General features: G+C 73.3%; 15 protein-coding genes. 14 read left to right on the top strand and 1 reads right to left on the bottom strand.

The window, feature by feature from the left end:
• Positions 1-64: 64 nt before the first annotated feature.
• From ABZ249_RS24555 to ABZ249_RS24505, 11 genes are all read left to right on the top strand, one after another.
• A complete protein-coding gene (locus ABZ249_RS24555; RefSeq protein WP_355267133.1) occupies positions 65-583 on the top strand; it encodes a DinB family protein in 519 nt (172 codons plus the stop codon).
• Positions 584-1,287: 704 nt separating this feature from the next.
• Entirely contained in the window at positions 1,288-1,719 is a 432-nt protein-coding gene (locus ABZ249_RS24550; protein ID WP_355267130.1) for a hypothetical protein, read from the top strand.
• A gap of 301 nt (positions 1,720-2,020) precedes the next feature.
• On the top strand, positions 2,021-2,836 hold the full coding sequence (locus ABZ249_RS24545) for an ABC transporter ATP-binding protein (protein ID WP_220563736.1): 816 nt from the start codon (positions 2,021-2,023) through the stop codon (positions 2,834-2,836).
• Positions 2,833-3,798, top strand: a complete 966-nt coding sequence (locus tag ABZ249_RS24540) for an ABC transporter permease (protein ID WP_355267127.1) — start codon at positions 2,833-2,835, stop codon at positions 3,796-3,798. The genes ABZ249_RS24545 and ABZ249_RS24540 overlap by 4 nt, the downstream gene beginning before the upstream one ends.
• Complete coding sequence (locus ABZ249_RS24535) at positions 3,795-4,910, top strand: ABC transporter substrate-binding protein (protein WP_355267124.1); 1,116 nt, start codon at positions 3,795-3,797, stop codon at positions 4,908-4,910. Before ABZ249_RS24540 ends, ABZ249_RS24535 begins: the two co-directional genes overlap by 4 nt.
• Before the next feature lie 105 nt (positions 4,911-5,015).
• Entirely contained in the window at positions 5,016-6,104 is a 1,089-nt protein-coding gene (locus ABZ249_RS24530) for an LLM class flavin-dependent oxidoreductase (protein ID WP_355267121.1), read from the top strand.
• On the top strand, positions 6,101-6,769 hold the full coding sequence (locus ABZ249_RS24525) for an isochorismatase family cysteine hydrolase (RefSeq protein WP_220563739.1): 669 nt from the start codon (positions 6,101-6,103) through the stop codon (positions 6,767-6,769). Before ABZ249_RS24530 ends, ABZ249_RS24525 begins: the two co-directional genes overlap by 4 nt.
• Before the next feature lie 68 nt (positions 6,770-6,837).
• Positions 6,838-7,089, top strand: a complete 252-nt coding sequence (locus tag ABZ249_RS24520; RefSeq protein ID WP_355267118.1) for a DUF2795 domain-containing protein — start codon at positions 6,838-6,840, stop codon at positions 7,087-7,089.
• A gap of 124 nt (positions 7,090-7,213) precedes the next feature.
• Positions 7,214-8,128 carry an aminoglycoside phosphotransferase family protein gene (locus ABZ249_RS24515; protein ID WP_355267115.1) on the top strand — a complete coding sequence of 305 codons (915 nt, stop codon included), beginning with the start codon at positions 7,214-7,216 and terminating at the stop codon, positions 8,126-8,128.
• A complete protein-coding gene (locus ABZ249_RS24510) occupies positions 8,121-9,626 on the top strand; it encodes a helix-turn-helix domain-containing protein (RefSeq protein WP_355267112.1) in 1,506 nt (501 codons plus the stop codon). Before ABZ249_RS24515 ends, ABZ249_RS24510 begins: the two co-directional genes overlap by 8 nt.
• A gap of 210 nt (positions 9,627-9,836) precedes the next feature.
• A complete protein-coding gene (locus ABZ249_RS24505; RefSeq protein WP_355267109.1) occupies positions 9,837-11,150 on the top strand; it encodes an MFS transporter in 1,314 nt (437 codons plus the stop codon).
• Between the two features lie 67 nt (positions 11,151-11,217).
• On the opposite strand, the gene ABZ249_RS24500 is transcribed toward ABZ249_RS24505, so the two are convergent.
• Positions 11,218-12,108 carry an alpha/beta hydrolase gene (locus ABZ249_RS24500; protein WP_355267106.1) on the bottom strand — a complete coding sequence of 297 codons (891 nt, stop codon included), beginning with the start codon at positions 12,106-12,108 and terminating at the stop codon, positions 11,218-11,220.
• Between the two features lie 231 nt (positions 12,109-12,339).
• On the opposite strand from ABZ249_RS24500, the gene nhaA reads away from it, so the two are divergent.
• From nhaA to ABZ249_RS24485, 3 genes are all read left to right on the top strand, one after another.
• On the top strand, positions 12,340-13,614 hold the full coding sequence (gene nhaA / locus ABZ249_RS24495) for a Na+/H+ antiporter NhaA (RefSeq protein WP_355267103.1): 1,275 nt from the start codon (positions 12,340-12,342) through the stop codon (positions 13,612-13,614).
• Positions 13,615-13,876: 262 nt separating this feature from the next.
• Positions 13,877-14,080: a cold-shock protein gene (locus ABZ249_RS24490; RefSeq protein WP_355267100.1), complete on the top strand. Its 204-nt coding sequence runs from the start codon at positions 13,877-13,879 to the stop codon at positions 14,078-14,080.
• Between the two features lie 261 nt (positions 14,081-14,341).
• The gene (locus tag ABZ249_RS24485) at positions 14,342-15,745 is read left to right on the top strand and encodes a DEAD/DEAH box helicase (RefSeq protein WP_355267097.1); all 1,404 of its coding nucleotides are present in this window, start codon (positions 14,342-14,344) and stop codon (positions 15,743-15,745) included.
• Positions 15,746-15,971: the final 226 nt, after the last annotated feature.

Genomic DNA, 15,971 nt, shown 5'->3' with positions numbered 1-15,971 from the left:
GCCGCCGGGCCGCCGCCGGGAAAACCGATGGTCGGCGCAGGTCCGGTGTGCGAGGCTGCCGGGCATGAACGACGCCCGTACCGACCTGTTGCAGCGCCAGTTCGACCTCACCTGGGGTCTGCTGGAGTACCACCTGGACCGCCTGGTCCCCGAGGAAGTCCTGTGGGAGCCCGCGCCCCTCTGCTGGACGATGCACCGCTCCGGGGACGGCTGGGTCCCCGACTGGGCCGACTCCGAGCCCGACCCGATCCCCGTCCCCACCATCGGCTGGGTGACCTGGCACATCGGCTGGTGGTGGGGCGTCACCCTGGACCACCTGTCCGGACGGGTCCCCCGGGACCGGGAGGCGGTGGCCTGGCCCGGCCCCGACGGTGTGGTGGAGTGGCTGTCCGCGCTGCGCGGCGAGTGGGTCGCCGTACTGCCGACCGTGTCCCTCGACGCGCCCGCCCCCTTCCCGTGGCCCGAGGGCTCGGGGATGACGGTGGCGGACACGGCGGCGTGGGTCAACGCCGAGCTGATGAAGAACGCCGCCGAACTGGGTCAGTTGCGGCTGCTGCGGGCGGCCTCCTCCGCGAAGCCGTAGGGCCGGCCGGGGCCTCCTCAGCCCGTCCGCGGATTCGACCCCGGGGCCTCGGCCGCTTACGGCCCGCGGGAGAACACGCACGGCCGGCGGAACGGCACACCTTCCGCCCTGCCCCGCCCCCACCACCCCCACCCGGCCGCCCCGGTCGTCGCTCCGCCGCCCCGCGCGCCGGCGACCGGGCGGCCGGGCGCTCGCCGTGCACGGCACCCGCCCTGGGGCGGTACTCCCCCAGGGCTCCCGCCACCGTGCCCGGACGCCGGCCGAGGGCGCCGGGCTCCACCAGGGCGGACACCCGGATCGGACCGCCGTCCCCGCCCCACCCGACGATGGCATTCGATTGCCTTATATGTCCATTTGCTACCCATATACACGAAAAGCCCAGATCCACCCCCGAAGACCCGACCCCACCACGACAACCGGCCCCGTGATTATGGTTCACCTTTCAACTTCTTCATTCCCGAAAGGAATGAGGCACCTCCACCCCCGCGGCCCCGCACACCCCTCCCCCGCCAACCCCTCCACCAGAACCCCCACCAGTACGGGGATCCGCGAGAACCCCGCCCATTTCCCAAATATGTGAAACACATCACAATTTGCCCCCGAGAAAACCCCAGGTGGCCACACCGGACCCACCCCTGAACACAGCGGACAAAGGACTAATGGCGGAGACCGATGGGACCCTTGTGCACTAAAGTCTTCTTCCCATGAGGGAAACAGCGGTACGCGACCCCGCGGACACCCTCGCCCGGCGACCCGACAACACCGAACTGGCCCGGGCCCTGTCCGCCCAACTCGGCCTTGACCTGGCACCTCGCGAGTTCACGCTCGCCGACGGCGTCCGGGTCGGCGTCGACTGCGCCGACGGAGACCCGCCGAGCCTGCTGGTGCAGTGCTCGCCCTTCGCCGGCCAGGTGAAGTCGTCCCAGCGGAACAAGGTCATCGCCGACGCCTTCAAACTGTCCTGGATCCGGGACGCGCACTTCCCCGAGGCGCGGGTACTGCTGGTGCTGGGCGAACCCATGGCCCGGCTGTTCGGCCGGGGCGCCTGGCTGCCCAGCGCCTTCGCCACCCACCGGATCACCGTCGCCCTGCTGGACGCGGACCTACGAGTACGCGTCCTCGATATCGGTACGTGACGGAGCCTTCATACAGAGTTAATGCCGGCTCCCTAACGTCAACGTCTCAACCCGTCACACGACCCCCGCGGGCCGTCGATCCCCGATCTTCCACCCGCTCTCCAACCGCCAGCCCCCGGTTCGCCGTACCCGGGGAGCGACAGGAGGGTGCCCCCGTGGACTTCTCGACCGTGACAGCCGGGCCGCCGTCCGGCCCCCCACTCCCCGACGCGGACTGAGCCGCCGTGCGCGTCTCCGACACGCCCCGGGCCCGGGCCACCGCCCCGTGCCCGCACGTGCGCACCCAGGACGGGGAGCCGTCATGACACCTCTCTCGGACGGTCTCGGCATCCGCATCCGCGGCCTCACCAAGACCTACGACGGCGGCGACCCCGCCCACCCGGCCCTGCAGTCGGTGGACCTGGACATCGGGGTCCGCCGCTTCGTCAGCCTCATCGGCCCCAGCGGCTGCGGCAAGTCCACCCTGCTGCGGGTGATCGCCGGGCTGGAGGACCACGACTCCGGGGAGGTCTCGCTCTTCGGCTCCACCCCCAGCGCCCTGTGCGCCGCCAAGGGGGTGGGCCTGGTCCCGCAGACCCCGGCCCTGCTGCCCTGGCAGACCGTGCGCCGCAACATCGTCCTGCCCCGCCGGGTCAACCGCCGCGCCGGGGCCGACGGCGAGGACCCCGACGACCTGCTGCGGGCGGTGGGCCTGTCCGACGTGGCCCACCGGTACCCGCACGAGCTCTCCGGCGGCCAGCGCCAGCGGGTGGCCATCGCCCGCGCCTTCGGCCTGCGCCCCCGGCTGCTGCTCATGGACGAGCCCTTCTCGGCCCTGGACGAGTTCACCCGCGAGGCCCTGCGGTTGCAGCTCCTGGGCCTGTGGCAGCGCCGCGCGACGACGGTCGTCTTCGTCACCCACTCGGTGCGCGAGGCGGTCACCCTCTCCGACGAGGTCGTCGTCATGTCCGCCCGGCCCGGCCGCGTGCACGAGGTGCTGCCGATCGACCTGCCCCGCCCCCGGGACGCCGAGGTCGTGACCGGGCCGCGCATGCACGCCCTGGAGGACCGCGTCCGCGCCTCCCTTCAGTCCGCCTGGGAGAGCGGAGCCGCCCCCGACGACCTCGTCCGGCTATGAGCGAGAGCACCGAGATGACCGCGACCGCCCCCCTGCGCCACGCCCCCGACCGCCCCGGGCCGACGCCCGGCCCGGGTCCCGCTCCCACCCGGCGCCGGCCCCGGCCGCGCGGCCCCCTGCACCCGGCCACCTGGGCGCCCACGGCCTTCGTCGTGGTGCTGCTGGGCACGGGCTGGTCGGCGGTGGCCGCCGAGCACCCCTACATCCTGCCCCGGCTCGCCGATGTGGGGGCCACCCTGGCGGACCGGCCCGAGATCTTCCTCGCCAACGCCTGGAGCACCCTGTCCATCGCCCTGATCGGGGTGGCCTGCGGGGCGGGCACCGCGTTCGTCCTGGCCCTGCTCATGTCCGAGATCCCGGTGGTGCGGCGCGCCCTCATGCCGCTGGCCGTCGTCCTCAACGTGACCCCGGTGGTCGCGCTGGCGCCCGGGCTGGTGGTGGCGTTCGGGTTCGGCCTGGCCCCCAAGGTCATCGTCACCGCGATCATCACGTTCTTCCCCGTGCTGATCAACGTCGCCACCGGGCTGCGCGCGGTCCCCGAGCCCGTCCTGCACGTGTTCCGGACCCTGGACGCCTCCCGCCTGGAGGTGCTGTGGCGGCTGCGCATCCCCTACGGCCTGCCCTACACCCTGGCCGCGCTGCGCGTGGTCATGCCGCTGTCCATCGTGGGCGCCGTGGTCGCCGAGTTCGTGGCCGCGGGCAGCAGCGGCGGGCTCGGCACCCTGATCCGCACCTCCGCCTCCTCGGCGCAGCTCGACTCCGTCTACGCCGCGATCGCCTGCCTGGCCACCATGGGCGTGCTCATGCTGGCGCTGGTCTCGGCCGTCGAGCGCCGCGTGCTCTTCTGGCACGAGTCGCAGCGCACCCGCGCCTCCCGCCGCACCCGCGCCCCCCAGCGCACCGACACTTCCCGTCCCCGTAGATCCCACGTCGCACAACGAACGGAAGAGCCCCCCAGATGACCACCCCCACCACACCCCTGACCCGGTACCTCGGTGCCGCGGCCCTGGCGGCGTCCGTGCTGGCGACCGCCGCCTGCGGCGGCTCCGAGGCCGCGGCCGAGCCCCCCGCCGAGTCCGAGCTCGCCATCAACGAGGAGCGGTGCTCCACCAACCGGGACGCCGGCACCATCACCTACATCTCCGGCTACTTCTACCAGGCCTCGGTGAGCCAGCTGGAGGTGTTCGCCGCCGAGAGCCTGGGCTTCTTCGACGCCGTCTGCCTGGACGTGGAGATCCAGGGCGGCGTCGGCGACATCATGGCCAACTCGCAGCTGGTGTCGGCGGGCACCGCCCACTTCACGCCGATCGCCAACGAGGCCGAGGTCGTCCAGGCCAACCAGGAGGACCACGACGTCATCGGCATCGCCACCTACGGGCACGTGCCGATCGCCTCCCTCCTGACCGGCCCCGAGGTCGAAGACCTCAAAGAGCTGGAGGGCCAGACCATGGGCCGGCCCGGCATGCTGGCCGCCCCGCTGGAGGCGATGCTGAACGCCGCCGGGGTCGACGTGGAGTCCATCGAGCAGGTCGAGTCCGGGTACGACCCGAGCGTCCTGCCCCGGGACCAGGTGCAGGCGCTGACGGCCTTCCGCTCCAACGAGCCCCACCAGCTCGACGCCATGGGCGAGGAGTACCGGGAGTGGCTGCCCGAGGACTTCGGCGTGGTCGGCTCCTTCGGCGTGATGGCCACCAACCCGGAGTGGGCGGCACAGAACCGGACCGTCGTCGAGGACTTCCTGCGGGCGATCGGCAAGGCGTTCGAGTACTGCGGGCAGGAGGGGAACGAGCGGGAGTGCGTGGAGTACGCGGCCGCGCTGGACCCGACCGGCGAGTTCGACGTCGACCACAACCTCCAGGTCTGGGCCTCCGAGAGCGAGCTGGTGCGCGCCTCCACCCCCGACGAGACCGCCGTCGGCTACATCGACCTGAACCTGACCGAGGCCGAGACGCAGAACCTGGTCGACAACGGCGTGCTCGATGACATGCCCGACCTGGAGCCCCTCTTCGAGCCGCACTACCTGGAGGCCGTGTACGTCGCCGGGAACGTGAGCTGGCCCGCCGAGGAGGAGTAGGAGCAGCGCTCCCGAGCAGTACCCCCCACACCACGGGGAACGGCCACGGGCACCGGGGCGACGGCCCCGGTGCCCCCCTATTTCATTCAGAGCGAGGGAACCGAGTTGTCAGAATCTGGCGGAACACCGGCCGCCGACACCGAGTACGGGATCTTCCTGCCCATCGGCAGCGGCGGGTGGATCGTCTCCGAGACCGCACCGCACCCGGAGGCGACCTACGCCTACAACCGCCGGGCCGCGGTCCTGGCCGAGCAGTACGGGCTGGACTTCATCATGTCCATGGGCAAGTGGCGCGGCTACGGCGGCGCCACCGACCACTGGGGCCGGACCCTGGAGTCCATCACGATGATGGCGGGCCTGGCCGAGGCCACCGAGCGGGTCAAGGTGTGGGCGACCGTCCACACCAACCTGTTCCACCCGGCGATCGCCGCGAAGATGTTCACCACCCTTCAGGAGATCGCGGGCGGCCGCGCCGGGATGAACATCGTCGTGGGCGCCTACGCCAAGGAGTTCGCCCAGATGGGCCTGTGGGACGAGTCCCTGGCCCACGGCGACCGCTACCGCTGGACCGAGGAGTGGACCTCGGTGCTGGAGCGGCTGTGGTCGGAGCAGGCGGTTGACCACGACGGCGAGTACTTCCGCCTGGACGACTGCCGGTCGCTGCCGCACCCCGCGACCCGGCCGACGCTGATCGCCGCGGGCCGCTCCGAGGCGGGCCTGGACTTCCAGTCCCGGCACTGCGATGGCTCGTTCCTCACCGCCCAGGACCTGCCGGGCCTGCGCGACGCCTGCCGGGACGTCAAGCTGCGCGCCGAGAAGCAGGGCCGGAGCATCCGCACCTACTCGATGCTGACGGTCGTCATGGCCGACACCGACGAGGAGGCCGAGGCCCGCAGGCTGGAGTACGGGCGCGGCGCGGATGTCGAGGCGCTGGTCAACATGAAGGTGTCCTGGGGGCTGCCGCAGGACAAGGCGCTGTCGCTGACCGCCGAGCGGCCCGAGGACGAGGCGTTCCAGACCCCGTTCGTCACCGGCTCCCCGCAGACCGTGGCGGAGCGCATCCGGGAGATCGTCGAGTTCGCCGGGCTGGACGGCCTGATGCTGATCTTCCCCGACTACCACGCGGACCTGGCGGACTTCGGAGAGCGGGTGATGCCGCTCCTGCGCCCGGCCGGCGCCCGGGGGGAGGGGTGACCGCCGCCTCCCTCGTCGACACCGCGGGACACCGCCGCCCGGCGCCCGGACCGGCCGGGGAGGCGGCCGTGCTCGTCGTGGACACGCAGCGGGACTTCGCCGCCCCGGAGCGGCCGCCCCGGTCGGACGCGGGCGCCCGGGAGCGGATCGACGCCGCCCTGGCCGGGACCCGGCTGCTGGTCGACCGGGCCCGCGCGGCGGGGGTCCCCGTGGTGTGGACCCGCCTCGTGCAGGACCCGGACGAGCCCTGGGACTCCTCGCGGTGGCTGCGCGGGCTGGCGGACCTCCCGCCGGAGCGGGCGGCCGCCGAGGAGCCGTGCCTGGCGGGCACCCCGGGCCCGGAGTGGTTCGGGGCTGCACCGCTCGACGGCGAGGAGGTGGTGGACAAGCGCCGCTACTCGGCGTTCCACGGCACCGACCTGGTCCGCATGCTCTACTCCGCCGGGGTCTCCTGGCTGGTGGTGTGCGGGCTCACCACGGACTGCTGCGTCGACGCCACCGCCCGGGACGCCTTCCAGCACGGGTTCCGGGTGGTGGTGGCGGCCGACGCCGTCGGCACCTACGAGCAGGCCCGGCAGGACGCGGCGCTGGAGGGGCTGGCCCGGCACGCCGCGGTGGTGGCCACGGTCGACGCCGTCACCGGGCTGTGGCGGGCCGGGGGTTGACGCTCCCGGGCCCCGGGTAGTCACCCCGTGCGCTGCGGGAGGGGCCCGCGGCGCACGGGGGAGGGACCATGGGGGTCGAACGCGGCCTGGCAGGCCTGCGCCGGATCCTGGAGGGCGTCGACTTTCCGGCGGACAAGGACCGCATCGTGGCCGCCGCACTGGAGGCGGGCGGCGACGAGGAGGTCGTGAGCGCGCTGCGGGCGATGCCGCCCGCCGACTTCTACGAAGCGGAGGAGGTCCTGCGGGCGGTCCCGCTGCCCGAGACCGAGCCGGGCTCGCACACCGAGTCCGCCCGCGCCCAGGAGCGCCCGCAGCGCTGAACACCGCGGCCGGGCTCCGCCACCGGGTCCCGGCCGCCCGCCGTCCGGCAGTGCCCCACATGGACGACCGGCGGACCCGCCCCCGGGGGAGGGTCCACTCCTGGGGGTGGCGGAGGATGGGGGGATGAACATCCCCGAGGCCGAGGTGGACATCACCCCCGGGCTGGTCCGGCGGCTGCTGGCCGACCAGCACCCGGACCTGGCCGGCCTCCCCCTCACACCGGTCGCCAACGGGTGGGACAACACGATCCTGCGGCTGGGCGACGCGCTGGCCGTGCGCCTGCCGCGCCGGGAGCGGGCCGCCGCGCTCGCCCGCAACGAGCAGCGGTGGCTCGGGGCGATCGCCGCGCGCCTGGGCACCCCGGTGCCCGCGCCCGTGCGCGTCGGCGCCTCCGGGCGGGACTACCCCTGGCACTGGTCGGTCGTCCCCTGGTTCGAGGGGCGCACGGCCGCCGAGGTCCCCGTCGCCGGGCGGGACGTGCTGGCCGCGCCGCTGGCCGACTTCGTCGTCCGGCTGCACGTGCCCGCGCCCGCGGAGGCACCCGCCAACCCGTTCCGGGGCGTGCCGCTGGCCGCCCGGTCCGCCGGGTTCCACCGGCGGCTGGAGGCCGCGGACCCGCCCCGCCGGGAGCTCCTGGCCGGGCTCTGGGACGGCCTGGCCGCCGCGCCCGCGTGGTCCGGCCCGCCGCTGTGGCTGCACGGCGACCTGCACCCCGCCAACCTCCTGGTCTCCCCGGACGAGGACGGACTGGCCGCGGTCCTCGACTTCGGCGACCTGACCGCAGGCGACCCGGCCACCGACCTGGCCGTCGCCTGGATGCTGTTCGGCCCCGCGGGCCGGGCCGCGTTCCGCGCCCGGGTGGACGCGGCGGGCACCGTCGACGCGCACGTGTGGGACCGGGCCCGCGCCTGGGCGCTGCTCTTCGGCGTCCTGCTGTCCGCCCACTCCGACGACGCCCCGACACTGGCGGCGATCGGCGCGCATACCCTGGACCAGGTCGTCCTGGAGGAGGACACCGCGGAGGTGGACCATGGCTGAACCCGGACGCACCCTCAAGTCCCTGCTGGACGCCCTCGACGAGTCCGTGCACGGCCTCATGGCGGCCCCGCGCGGTCTGGGCGCGGTGGTGCGCTCGGTCACGGTCGTCGACGACGACGGACCGCTGCCCGTCGGCACGCTGGCGGTCGTCCCCGGCGAGGGGGCCGACGCCCTGGCCGACCGGAACCCCGAGGGCGTCGCGGCCGTGGCCGTCACCGGCGTCCCGGACGGGGGCGCGGAGCGGCTGCGGGCCCTGGGGCTGCCCGTGCTGTCCGTCGACCCCCGGCTGACCGGCAAGGAGTTCGCCGACCTGGTCCGCGCGGTCCTGGAGACGCCCGGCGACGAGCCCCGGCACCGCGACCTGTTCTCCCTGGCGCAGACGGTGGCCACGCTCACCGGCGGCCTGGTCAGCATCGAGGACTCCGCCGGGGCGGTCCTGGCCTACTCCGCCGCGGACGAGGGGGCCGACGAGCTCCGGAGGCGGACCATCCTGGGGCGCGGCTGCCCGGAGTCGTTCCTGGCGCACCTGCGGGCGTGGGGGGTCAACGAGCGCCTGGCCGCCGGAGAGGTGGTGGAGGTGGCCGAGCGCCCCGACCTGGGGGCCGAACGCCGCCTGGTGGTGGGCGTCCTGGCCGGGGGCCGGATGCTGGGCGGCATCTGGGTGCAGATCGGCGACGCGCCCCGGCCCGCCGCGACCACCCGTGTCCTGCTCGGCGCCGCCCGGCTGGCGGCGACCCACCTGATGCGCACCCACGGCGCCCGCTCCGGCGGCGACCCCGCGGAGCTGGCGGTCGGGCTGCTCACCGGCGCGTTCGACACCGACGCCCTCGCCCGCCACCTGGGCGCCGACCCCGGGACCCCGGTGTCCGTGATCGCCCTGGCCCTGCGCGAGGAGGCCGGGCAGGGGGGCTGGCTGCTGGACCGGGCGACGGAGACCGCTTCGGTGTACGCCGCCTCCTACCGCAGCGACGCCCTGGTCATCCCGGCCTGCGGGCTGCTGTACCTGCTCATGCCCGCGCCGTCGGGGAACCCGGCCCCCGCCTCGTGGGTCCGCGACCTGGTCACGGCCCTGCGGCAGAACCTGGGCACCCCCGTGCAGGCCGCCCTGGCCGGGGTCGCCCCGCGGATGAGCGCCGTGCCCTCCCTGAAGAAGGTCGCCAGCCGCACCCTGGACGTGGTCCGGGACCGGCCGGAGCTGACCGTCACGTCCTTCGAGGAGGTCCGCTCCTCGGTCGTGCTGCGCGAGCTCATCGACGACCTCGCCGAGCGCCCGCACCTGCGCGACGTCCGGCTGGACGGCCTCGACGAGGAGCAGTGCCGCTCCCTGGCGGTGTACCTGGACACCTTCGGCGACGTCAGCCGAGCCGCCGAGCTGCTGCACGTCCACCCCAACACGCTGCGCCACCGCATCCGCCGCATCCGTACCCTGACCGGGCTGGACCTGGACGACGCCGACCAGCGGCTGCTGGCGTCCCTGACGCTGCGCGCCCGCAGGTGAGGTGGAGATCCGGCCACCGCCGGATCTCCGACCGGTCACGGGGCGGGCGGCCGGACGCCCCGCGGGGCCCCGATTGTCGTTCCCGACACCGCCGGGGCCCTCATATCGTCCGTCCGCACAACGGTGATCCGTGCCACCGCGTTCTAGGCTCCGGCGTACTCGCGGTTCTCCCCGGGCCGCGGAACCCCATCTGACCAGGAGTGATCGGACATGAGCACGGAGACCGCGCGGCCCGGGCCGCCCAGGACGAAAGTCCTCGTCGCGAGTCTGACCGGAAGCACCATCGAGTGGTTCGACTTCTTCCTCTACGGGACCGCCTCGGCCCTCATCTTCAACAAGTTCTTCTTCCCGTCGGACGACCCGCTCGTCTCGCTGATGCTGTCGTACCTGACGTTCTCGCTGACGTTCTTCATCCGCCCTCTGGGCGGCGTGGTGTTCTCCCACATCGGGGACAAGATCGGCCGCAAGAAGACCCTGGTCATCACCCTGTCCCTGATGGGCGGGGCCACGATGCTCATCGGCCTGCTGCCGACCTACGAGACCATCGGCATCCTCGCGCCGATCCTGCTCATCCTCCTGCGCATCGTCCAGGGCCTGGGGATCGGCGGCGAGTGGGGCGGCGCGCTGCTGCTGGCCTACGAGTACGCGCCGGCGAACAAGCGCGGCCTGTTCGGCAGCGTCCCGCAGATGGGCATCACCCTGGGCATGCTGCTGGCCAGCCTGGCCCTGACCCTGATGTCCCTGCTGCCCGACGCCCAGTTCGAGGCCTGGGGCTGGCGGGTGCCGTTCGTGGCGAGCATCCTGCTGGTGCTGCTCGGCCTGTGGATCCGCGCCGGGATCGACGAGACCCCCTCCTTCCAGAAGGCCAAGGAGGAGGGCACCGTCGCCAAGCTGCCCGTCGTGGAGACCTTCCGCTACCACTGGCGCGCGGTGCTGGTGGCCGTGGGCGCCAAGGTCGTGGAGACCGCCCCCTTCTACATCTTCGGCACCTTCGTGGTGAGCTACGCCACGGGCACCCTGGACTTCGAGAACACCGAGGCCCTGAACGCGGTCACCATCGGCGCGATCGTCGCCAGCGTGCTGATCCCGGTCTCGGGCGCCCTGTCGGACCGCTGGGGGCGCCAGCGCGTCTACCTGGCCGGCGCCGTCCTGCTGGCCCTGTTCATCGCCCCGTACTTCCTGATGCTGGGGACGGGCAGCACCGCCCTGCTGGTCCTGGCCACCGTCCTGGGCCTGGGCGTGTTCTGGCCGCCGGTGACCGCCACCATCGGCACCCTGTGCTCGGAGATCTTCTCCACCCAGGTCCGCTACACCGGCGTCACCCTCGGGTACCAGATCGGCGCCGCCCTGGCCGGCGGCACCGCCCCGCTGATCGCCACCTGGCTGCTGTCGAGGTACGACGACTCGTGGGTGCCGATCGCCGGGTACCTGGTGTTCACCGCGGTCATCTCGATCGTCGCCGTGTCGCTGGCCCGCAAGGCCTCCCGCGCCGAGCGGCACGAGGCCGCGCCGGCCGGCGACTGACCCCCTCAGGGCCCTCCGGGGCCCTCCCCGCCGCCCCGGGCCGGACGGACCCGGGGCGGCGGCGCGCTCAGTCCAGGGAGCGCACGAGGCCGGCGATCTCCTCGGGGACCTCGTAGGGGGCCAGGTGCCCCGCCCCCTCCAGCACGGTGACCTCGGAGTCCAGCAGCCGCCGGGCGGGGCCGTGCAGTCGGGCGGGCGAGTAGAAGGCGTCCTCGGAACCGGTGGCCACGACCACCGGGGTGTCCTCCCAGGGGCGCAGGCACTCCATCGGCAGCGGCCCGGGGGCCAGGCTGGTCCGGCAGTGGCGTCCGACCAGGGTCATCCACGGCGCCAGCGGGTGCACCGCCGTCCCCCGCGCCCTGGACGTGTACCCGGGCCCGCTCATGTAGTCGAGCAGGCGGGTGCTCTTGTCGTCGCGCGGCCCGATCATCCACGGCAGGGTGACCCGCATCAGGTCCGAGTTCACCGGCGCCGCCGTCAGGCCCGCCGGGCCGACCATCACGACGGCGCGGACCAGCTCGGAGGGTTTGGCGGAAAGCGCCACGGCGGCGCCCAGCGAGTGGGCGAGCACGGTCGCCGGGCGGCCGGTGAGCATCGGCAGGACCTCGTCGAACCAGGCGCCGTAGGCGGACGCCCGGCCCGAGCGGGGGCGCAGCCCCTCGCTGAGGCCGGGCTGCCCGGGCAGGTCGACCAGGGTGACCGCGCGGTCGCGGGCCAGGACCCTGGCCAGGTCCACCGAGGTGGCGGAGTTGAAGTTGGTCCCGCCGAGGAAGACGACCGGCGGGGCGTCCCCGCCCGGGGCGGTGAAGGCGCGGGTGGTGCCCAGGCCGGTACTGAGCGGGGGCAGCGCGGTGAGCGCGGGCCAAGCGGCGAGCCGCTCCTCGCACCAGGTCCGGATCTCGCGGGCGCCGGTCTCGGAGCGGTAGACGTGCGTACCGTGGAGGTGTGTGTCGGGCATCGGACACCTGCTCGTTTCCGGATAAGAGTTGTGCCACCGCCGACCAGTCTTCCCGGCACACCGGCCGACAAGCGTACATGACGCCCCGGACACCGTTCATGAAAAACGGGCGTATATGCTCTGCATCGGACTTTCCCATCGTCCCCGCAGAGCACGGGGCGTGGACCGTGGGTCCTAGGTGTGCCGGGAAGACTGGTCGGCGGTCCGACAGCCGACTCCAGAAAGCCGCCTATGAGCATCGACCCGCTGGCACACTCCACGTCCCGGACGCCCCTCGCACGACTCGCCGAAGCACTGCGCAGCGACACCGTCGGGGGCTTCCTCCTGATCGGTGCGGCGCTGGTCGCGATCATCTGGATCAACTCGCCCTTCGGCGGGGTCTACGAGAACCTGCGATCGGTGACCGTGGGACCCGAGTCCCTGCACCTGAACCTCTCGTTGGAGACCTGGGCGGCGGACGCCCTGCTCGCCGTCTTCTTCTTCGTCGTGGGCAACGAGCTCAAGCAGGAGTTCGTGAACGGCGAGCTGCGCAACCCGCGCCGCGCCATGCTGCCGATCATCGCCGCGGTCTGCGGCATGATCGTGCCCGCCGCGATCTACGCGGCGATCAACTTCTCCTCCCCGGACACCGTCCACGGGTGGGGCATCCCGATGGCCACCGACATCGCCTTCGCGGTGGCCATCCTCGCGGTCGTGGGGCGCAACCTGCCCCCCGCGCTGCGGACCTTCCTGCTGACCCTGGCGATCGTCGACGACCTGGGCGCCATCATCGTGATCGCGGTGTTCTACACCTCGGGCATCGACCTGCTCATGCTGGCCGCCGCCCTGGTCGGCCTGGCGGTCTTCGGGTACCTCCAGCGCGGCAAGGGCCTGGCCGCCGCGCTGAACGCCTCGCGGCTGCCCAACTGGGTGGTGTACGTGCCGCTGGCGGCACTGATCTGGGTTCTGATGCACGAGAGCGGGGTCCACGCCACCATCGCCGGCGTGGCCATGGGCCTGCTGATGCGGACCAAGGCGCTGCCCGGTGAGGCGCACGACCCCAGCCACGGCGTGGAGCAGATCCTGCGGCCCTGGTCGGCGGGCCTGGCCCTGCCGATCTTCGCGTTCTTCTCCGCCGGCGTGGTGATCGACGGGATGGGCGCGATCGTCAGCGACCCGGCCTCCCTCGGCATCATCCTGGGCCTGGTCGTCGGCAAGGCCGTCGGTATCGCGGGCGGCTCGTGGATCACCACCAAGGTGACCCGGGCCGAGCTGAACCCGAGCCTGAAGTGGATCGACATCGTCGGCATGTCCCAGCTGGCCGGGATCGGGTTCACCGTGTCGCTGCTGATCAGCGAACTGTCCTTCGCGGGCTCCCCCGAGCACCTGGCGCACGCCAAGACCGGTGTGCTGGCCGCCTCGCTGATCGCCACCGCGCTGGCCGCGGTCATCCTGGGGGCGAGGTCGCGGCACTACAAGGGCATGATGAACGCCCTGGCCGAGCAGGAGCGCGGCGACCGGGGCTGAGGCCCCGGGACGGAGATCCCACCGTGTCCGGGCTCCGGCGGTCCTCCGCCGGGGCCCAACACATTTCCGGCGGTTTCGATACCACATCCGCCGGTGCCATGTGACACACCGGAATCACCGGGACAGGATGATTTCCGTGTGCTACGTTCTAAGAAGTTGCAGTCGTGACCCCCGATGGATCCATCTCTTCGGGAGATCACCGCGGTGACGGGAAAATCGTCACACGCGGTTTTCTTCATTTCTTCGAACGAGAGGCATCCATATGGCGACCGGTACGGTCAAGTGGTTCAACGCTGAAAAGGGCTTCGGCTTCATCGAGCAGGACGGCGGCGGCCCCGACGTCTTCGCCCACTACTCGAACATCCAGGCCACGGGCTTCCGTGAGCTGGCCGAGGGCCAGGCCGTGCAGTTCGACGCCGTCGCCGGGGCCAAGGGCCCCCAGGCCGAGAACATCACCCTGATCTAGTCTGATCCTCAGGAGCGCGAGCTCCTCCCGCGACGGGGTCCGCCCTTCGGGCGCCGGACCCCGTCGCTCTTCTTTTTCCCAGGTTTTCTCCGGCCGGCTCTCCGGGCTTCGTGCCCCGTCCGGCCCCGCGCCCCGGCACATCCGCCGGACGAGCGCCCACGATTTTCATTCGGCAGTCTCATTCATCCGGCGTACCCCGGTTTCCCCCTGCGAGGCCGCAAGGCCTCCCGCCCGGCGAACGCCGTCGGCGAAAGGCCACACATGAGTCATCCGTACCGCACCGGTACGAACACCCGCAGCCGCCCCGCCCGGGGGTACGGCCGGCAGCGCCCCCGCGCCGCCGCCCGCCCCCGCACCGGCGGCGGCGGGCCCTCCGGGGAGTTCGCCCTCCCCGTCACCGTCACCCCGGCGCTGCCGCCGGCGGAGTCCTTCGAGGCCCTGGACATGCCCGCGGCCCTGAAGCGGACCCTGGCCCGGCAGGGCCTGACCACCCCGTCCGAGATCCAGGCGGCGACCCTGCCCGACTCCCTGGCCGGACGCGATGTCCTGGGCCGGAGCCGGACCGGGTCCGGCAAGACCCTGGCCTTCGGCCTGGCCCTGCTCGCCGGCCTGGACGGGCGCACCGCCGAGCCCCGGCGCCCCCTGGCGGTCGTCCTGGCCCCGACCCGGGAGCTGGCCCAGCAGGTCGCCGACTCCCTGGACCCCTACGCGCGTTCGGTGGGGGTGCGCTCGGCCATCGTCGTGGGCGGCATGCCGATCCACCGCCAGGCCCGCGCCCTGCGCCAGGGCGTCCACCTGGTCGTCGCCACCCCGGGGCGGCTGCGCGACCTGATGGAGCGCGGCGACTGCGTGCTGGACAAGGTGGAGTCGGCGGTCCTGGACGAGGCCGACCAGATGACCGACATGGGCTTCATGCCGCAGGTCACCGCCATCCTCCAGGAGGTCCCGGCCGACGGGCGGCGCATGCTGTTCTCCGCCACCCTGGACCGCAACGTCGACACCCTGGTCCGCCGCTTCCTGAACGACCCGGTGGTCCACTCGGTCGACCTGTCCGAGGGCGCCGTCTCCACCATGGAGCACCACGTCGTGCACGTGTCGCCCACGGAGAAGAAGGACGTCGTGACCAGGATCGCCGCCCGCGAGGGCCGGGTGATCATGTTCCTGGACACCAAGCGCGCGGTGGACCGGATGGCCGACCACCTGCTGGCCAACGGGGTGCTGGCCGCGCCCCTGCACGGCGGGCGCAGCCAGCCGCAGCGGACGCGCACCCTCGACCAGTTCAAGCGGGGCGACGTCACCGCGCTGATCGCGACCAACGTCGCGGCGCGCGGCATCCACGTGGACGGCCTGGACCTGGTGGTCAACATCGACCCGCCCACCGACCACAAGGACTACCTGCACCGGGGCGGGCGCACCGCCCGGGCCGGGGAGCGCGGCAACGTGGTCACGCTCGTGCTGCCCGGCCAGCGCCGCGACATGACCCGGCTGATGGGCCGGGCGCGGATCGAGCCGCGCACCCTGGGCGGGGGCGCGAACGCCGCCGACCTGGCCGAGGTGACCGGGGCCCGCGAGCCCTCGGGTGTCCCGGTCACGGTGCGGTCCCCGGAGCCCCGCGAGCCGCGGCGCGACCGGGCCCCGCGCGGGCGGCGACGCCCGCGCCGCTGATCATGACCCGAACGGGCCCCGCGACCATGTCGCGGGGCCCGTTCCGTGTTCGGGGGCCGTTCCGTGCCCAAGGGTCGTCCCGTGTCCGGGCCCGTTCCATCTCCAGGGCCGCCCCCTGTTCGGAGGCCGTGCCGTGCCCAGGGGCCGCCCCGAGTCCGGCCCGGAGGGGCGGTGGGAACGGCTCCGCGGCCGCCCATCCCCTTTTCCCGGCGGCCGGCGGGAGCAC

Source organism: Nocardiopsis sp. NPDC006139 (genome assembly GCF_040614155.1).
Taxonomy (GTDB): domain Bacteria; phylum Actinomycetota; class Actinomycetes; order Streptosporangiales; family Streptosporangiaceae; genus Nocardiopsis; species Nocardiopsis changdeensis.
This window is presented reverse-complemented; position numbering and strand designations above follow the sequence as displayed.

Bases quoted from the DNA above. Each gene is read 5' to 3' on its own strand.
- ABZ249_RS24555 (WP_355267133.1), top strand. From the start codon at position 65: ATGAACGACGCCCGTACCGACCTGTTGCAGCGCCAGTTCGACCTCACC.
- ABZ249_RS24550 (WP_355267130.1), top strand. From the start codon at position 1,288: ATGAGGGAAACAGCGGTACGCGACCCCGCGGACACCCTCGCCCGGCGA.
- ABZ249_RS24545 (WP_220563736.1), top strand. From the start codon at position 2,021: ATGACACCTCTCTCGGACGGTCTCGGCATCCGCATCCGCGGCCTCACC.
- ABZ249_RS24540 (WP_355267127.1), top strand. From the start codon at position 2,833: ATGAGCGAGAGCACCGAGATGACCGCGACCGCCCCCCTGCGCCACGCC.
- ABZ249_RS24535 (WP_355267124.1), top strand. From the start codon at position 3,795: ATGACCACCCCCACCACACCCCTGACCCGGTACCTCGGTGCCGCGGCC.
- ABZ249_RS24520 (WP_355267118.1), top strand. From the start codon at position 6,838: ATGGGGGTCGAACGCGGCCTGGCAGGCCTGCGCCGGATCCTGGAGGGC.
- ABZ249_RS24515 (WP_355267115.1), top strand. From the start codon at position 7,214: ATGAACATCCCCGAGGCCGAGGTGGACATCACCCCCGGGCTGGTCCGG.
- ABZ249_RS24510 (WP_355267112.1), top strand. From the start codon at position 8,121: ATGGCTGAACCCGGACGCACCCTCAAGTCCCTGCTGGACGCCCTCGAC.
- ABZ249_RS24505 (WP_355267109.1), top strand. From the start codon at position 9,837: ATGAGCACGGAGACCGCGCGGCCCGGGCCGCCCAGGACGAAAGTCCTC.
- ABZ249_RS24500 (WP_355267106.1), bottom strand. From the start codon at position 12,108: ATGCCCGACACACACCTCCACGGTACGCACGTCTACCGCTCCGAGACC.
- nhaA (WP_355267103.1), top strand. From the start codon at position 12,340: ATGAGCATCGACCCGCTGGCACACTCCACGTCCCGGACGCCCCTCGCA.
- ABZ249_RS24490 (WP_355267100.1), top strand. From the start codon at position 13,877: ATGGCGACCGGTACGGTCAAGTGGTTCAACGCTGAAAAGGGCTTCGGC.
- ABZ249_RS24485 (WP_355267097.1), top strand. From the start codon at position 14,342: ATGAGTCATCCGTACCGCACCGGTACGAACACCCGCAGCCGCCCCGCC.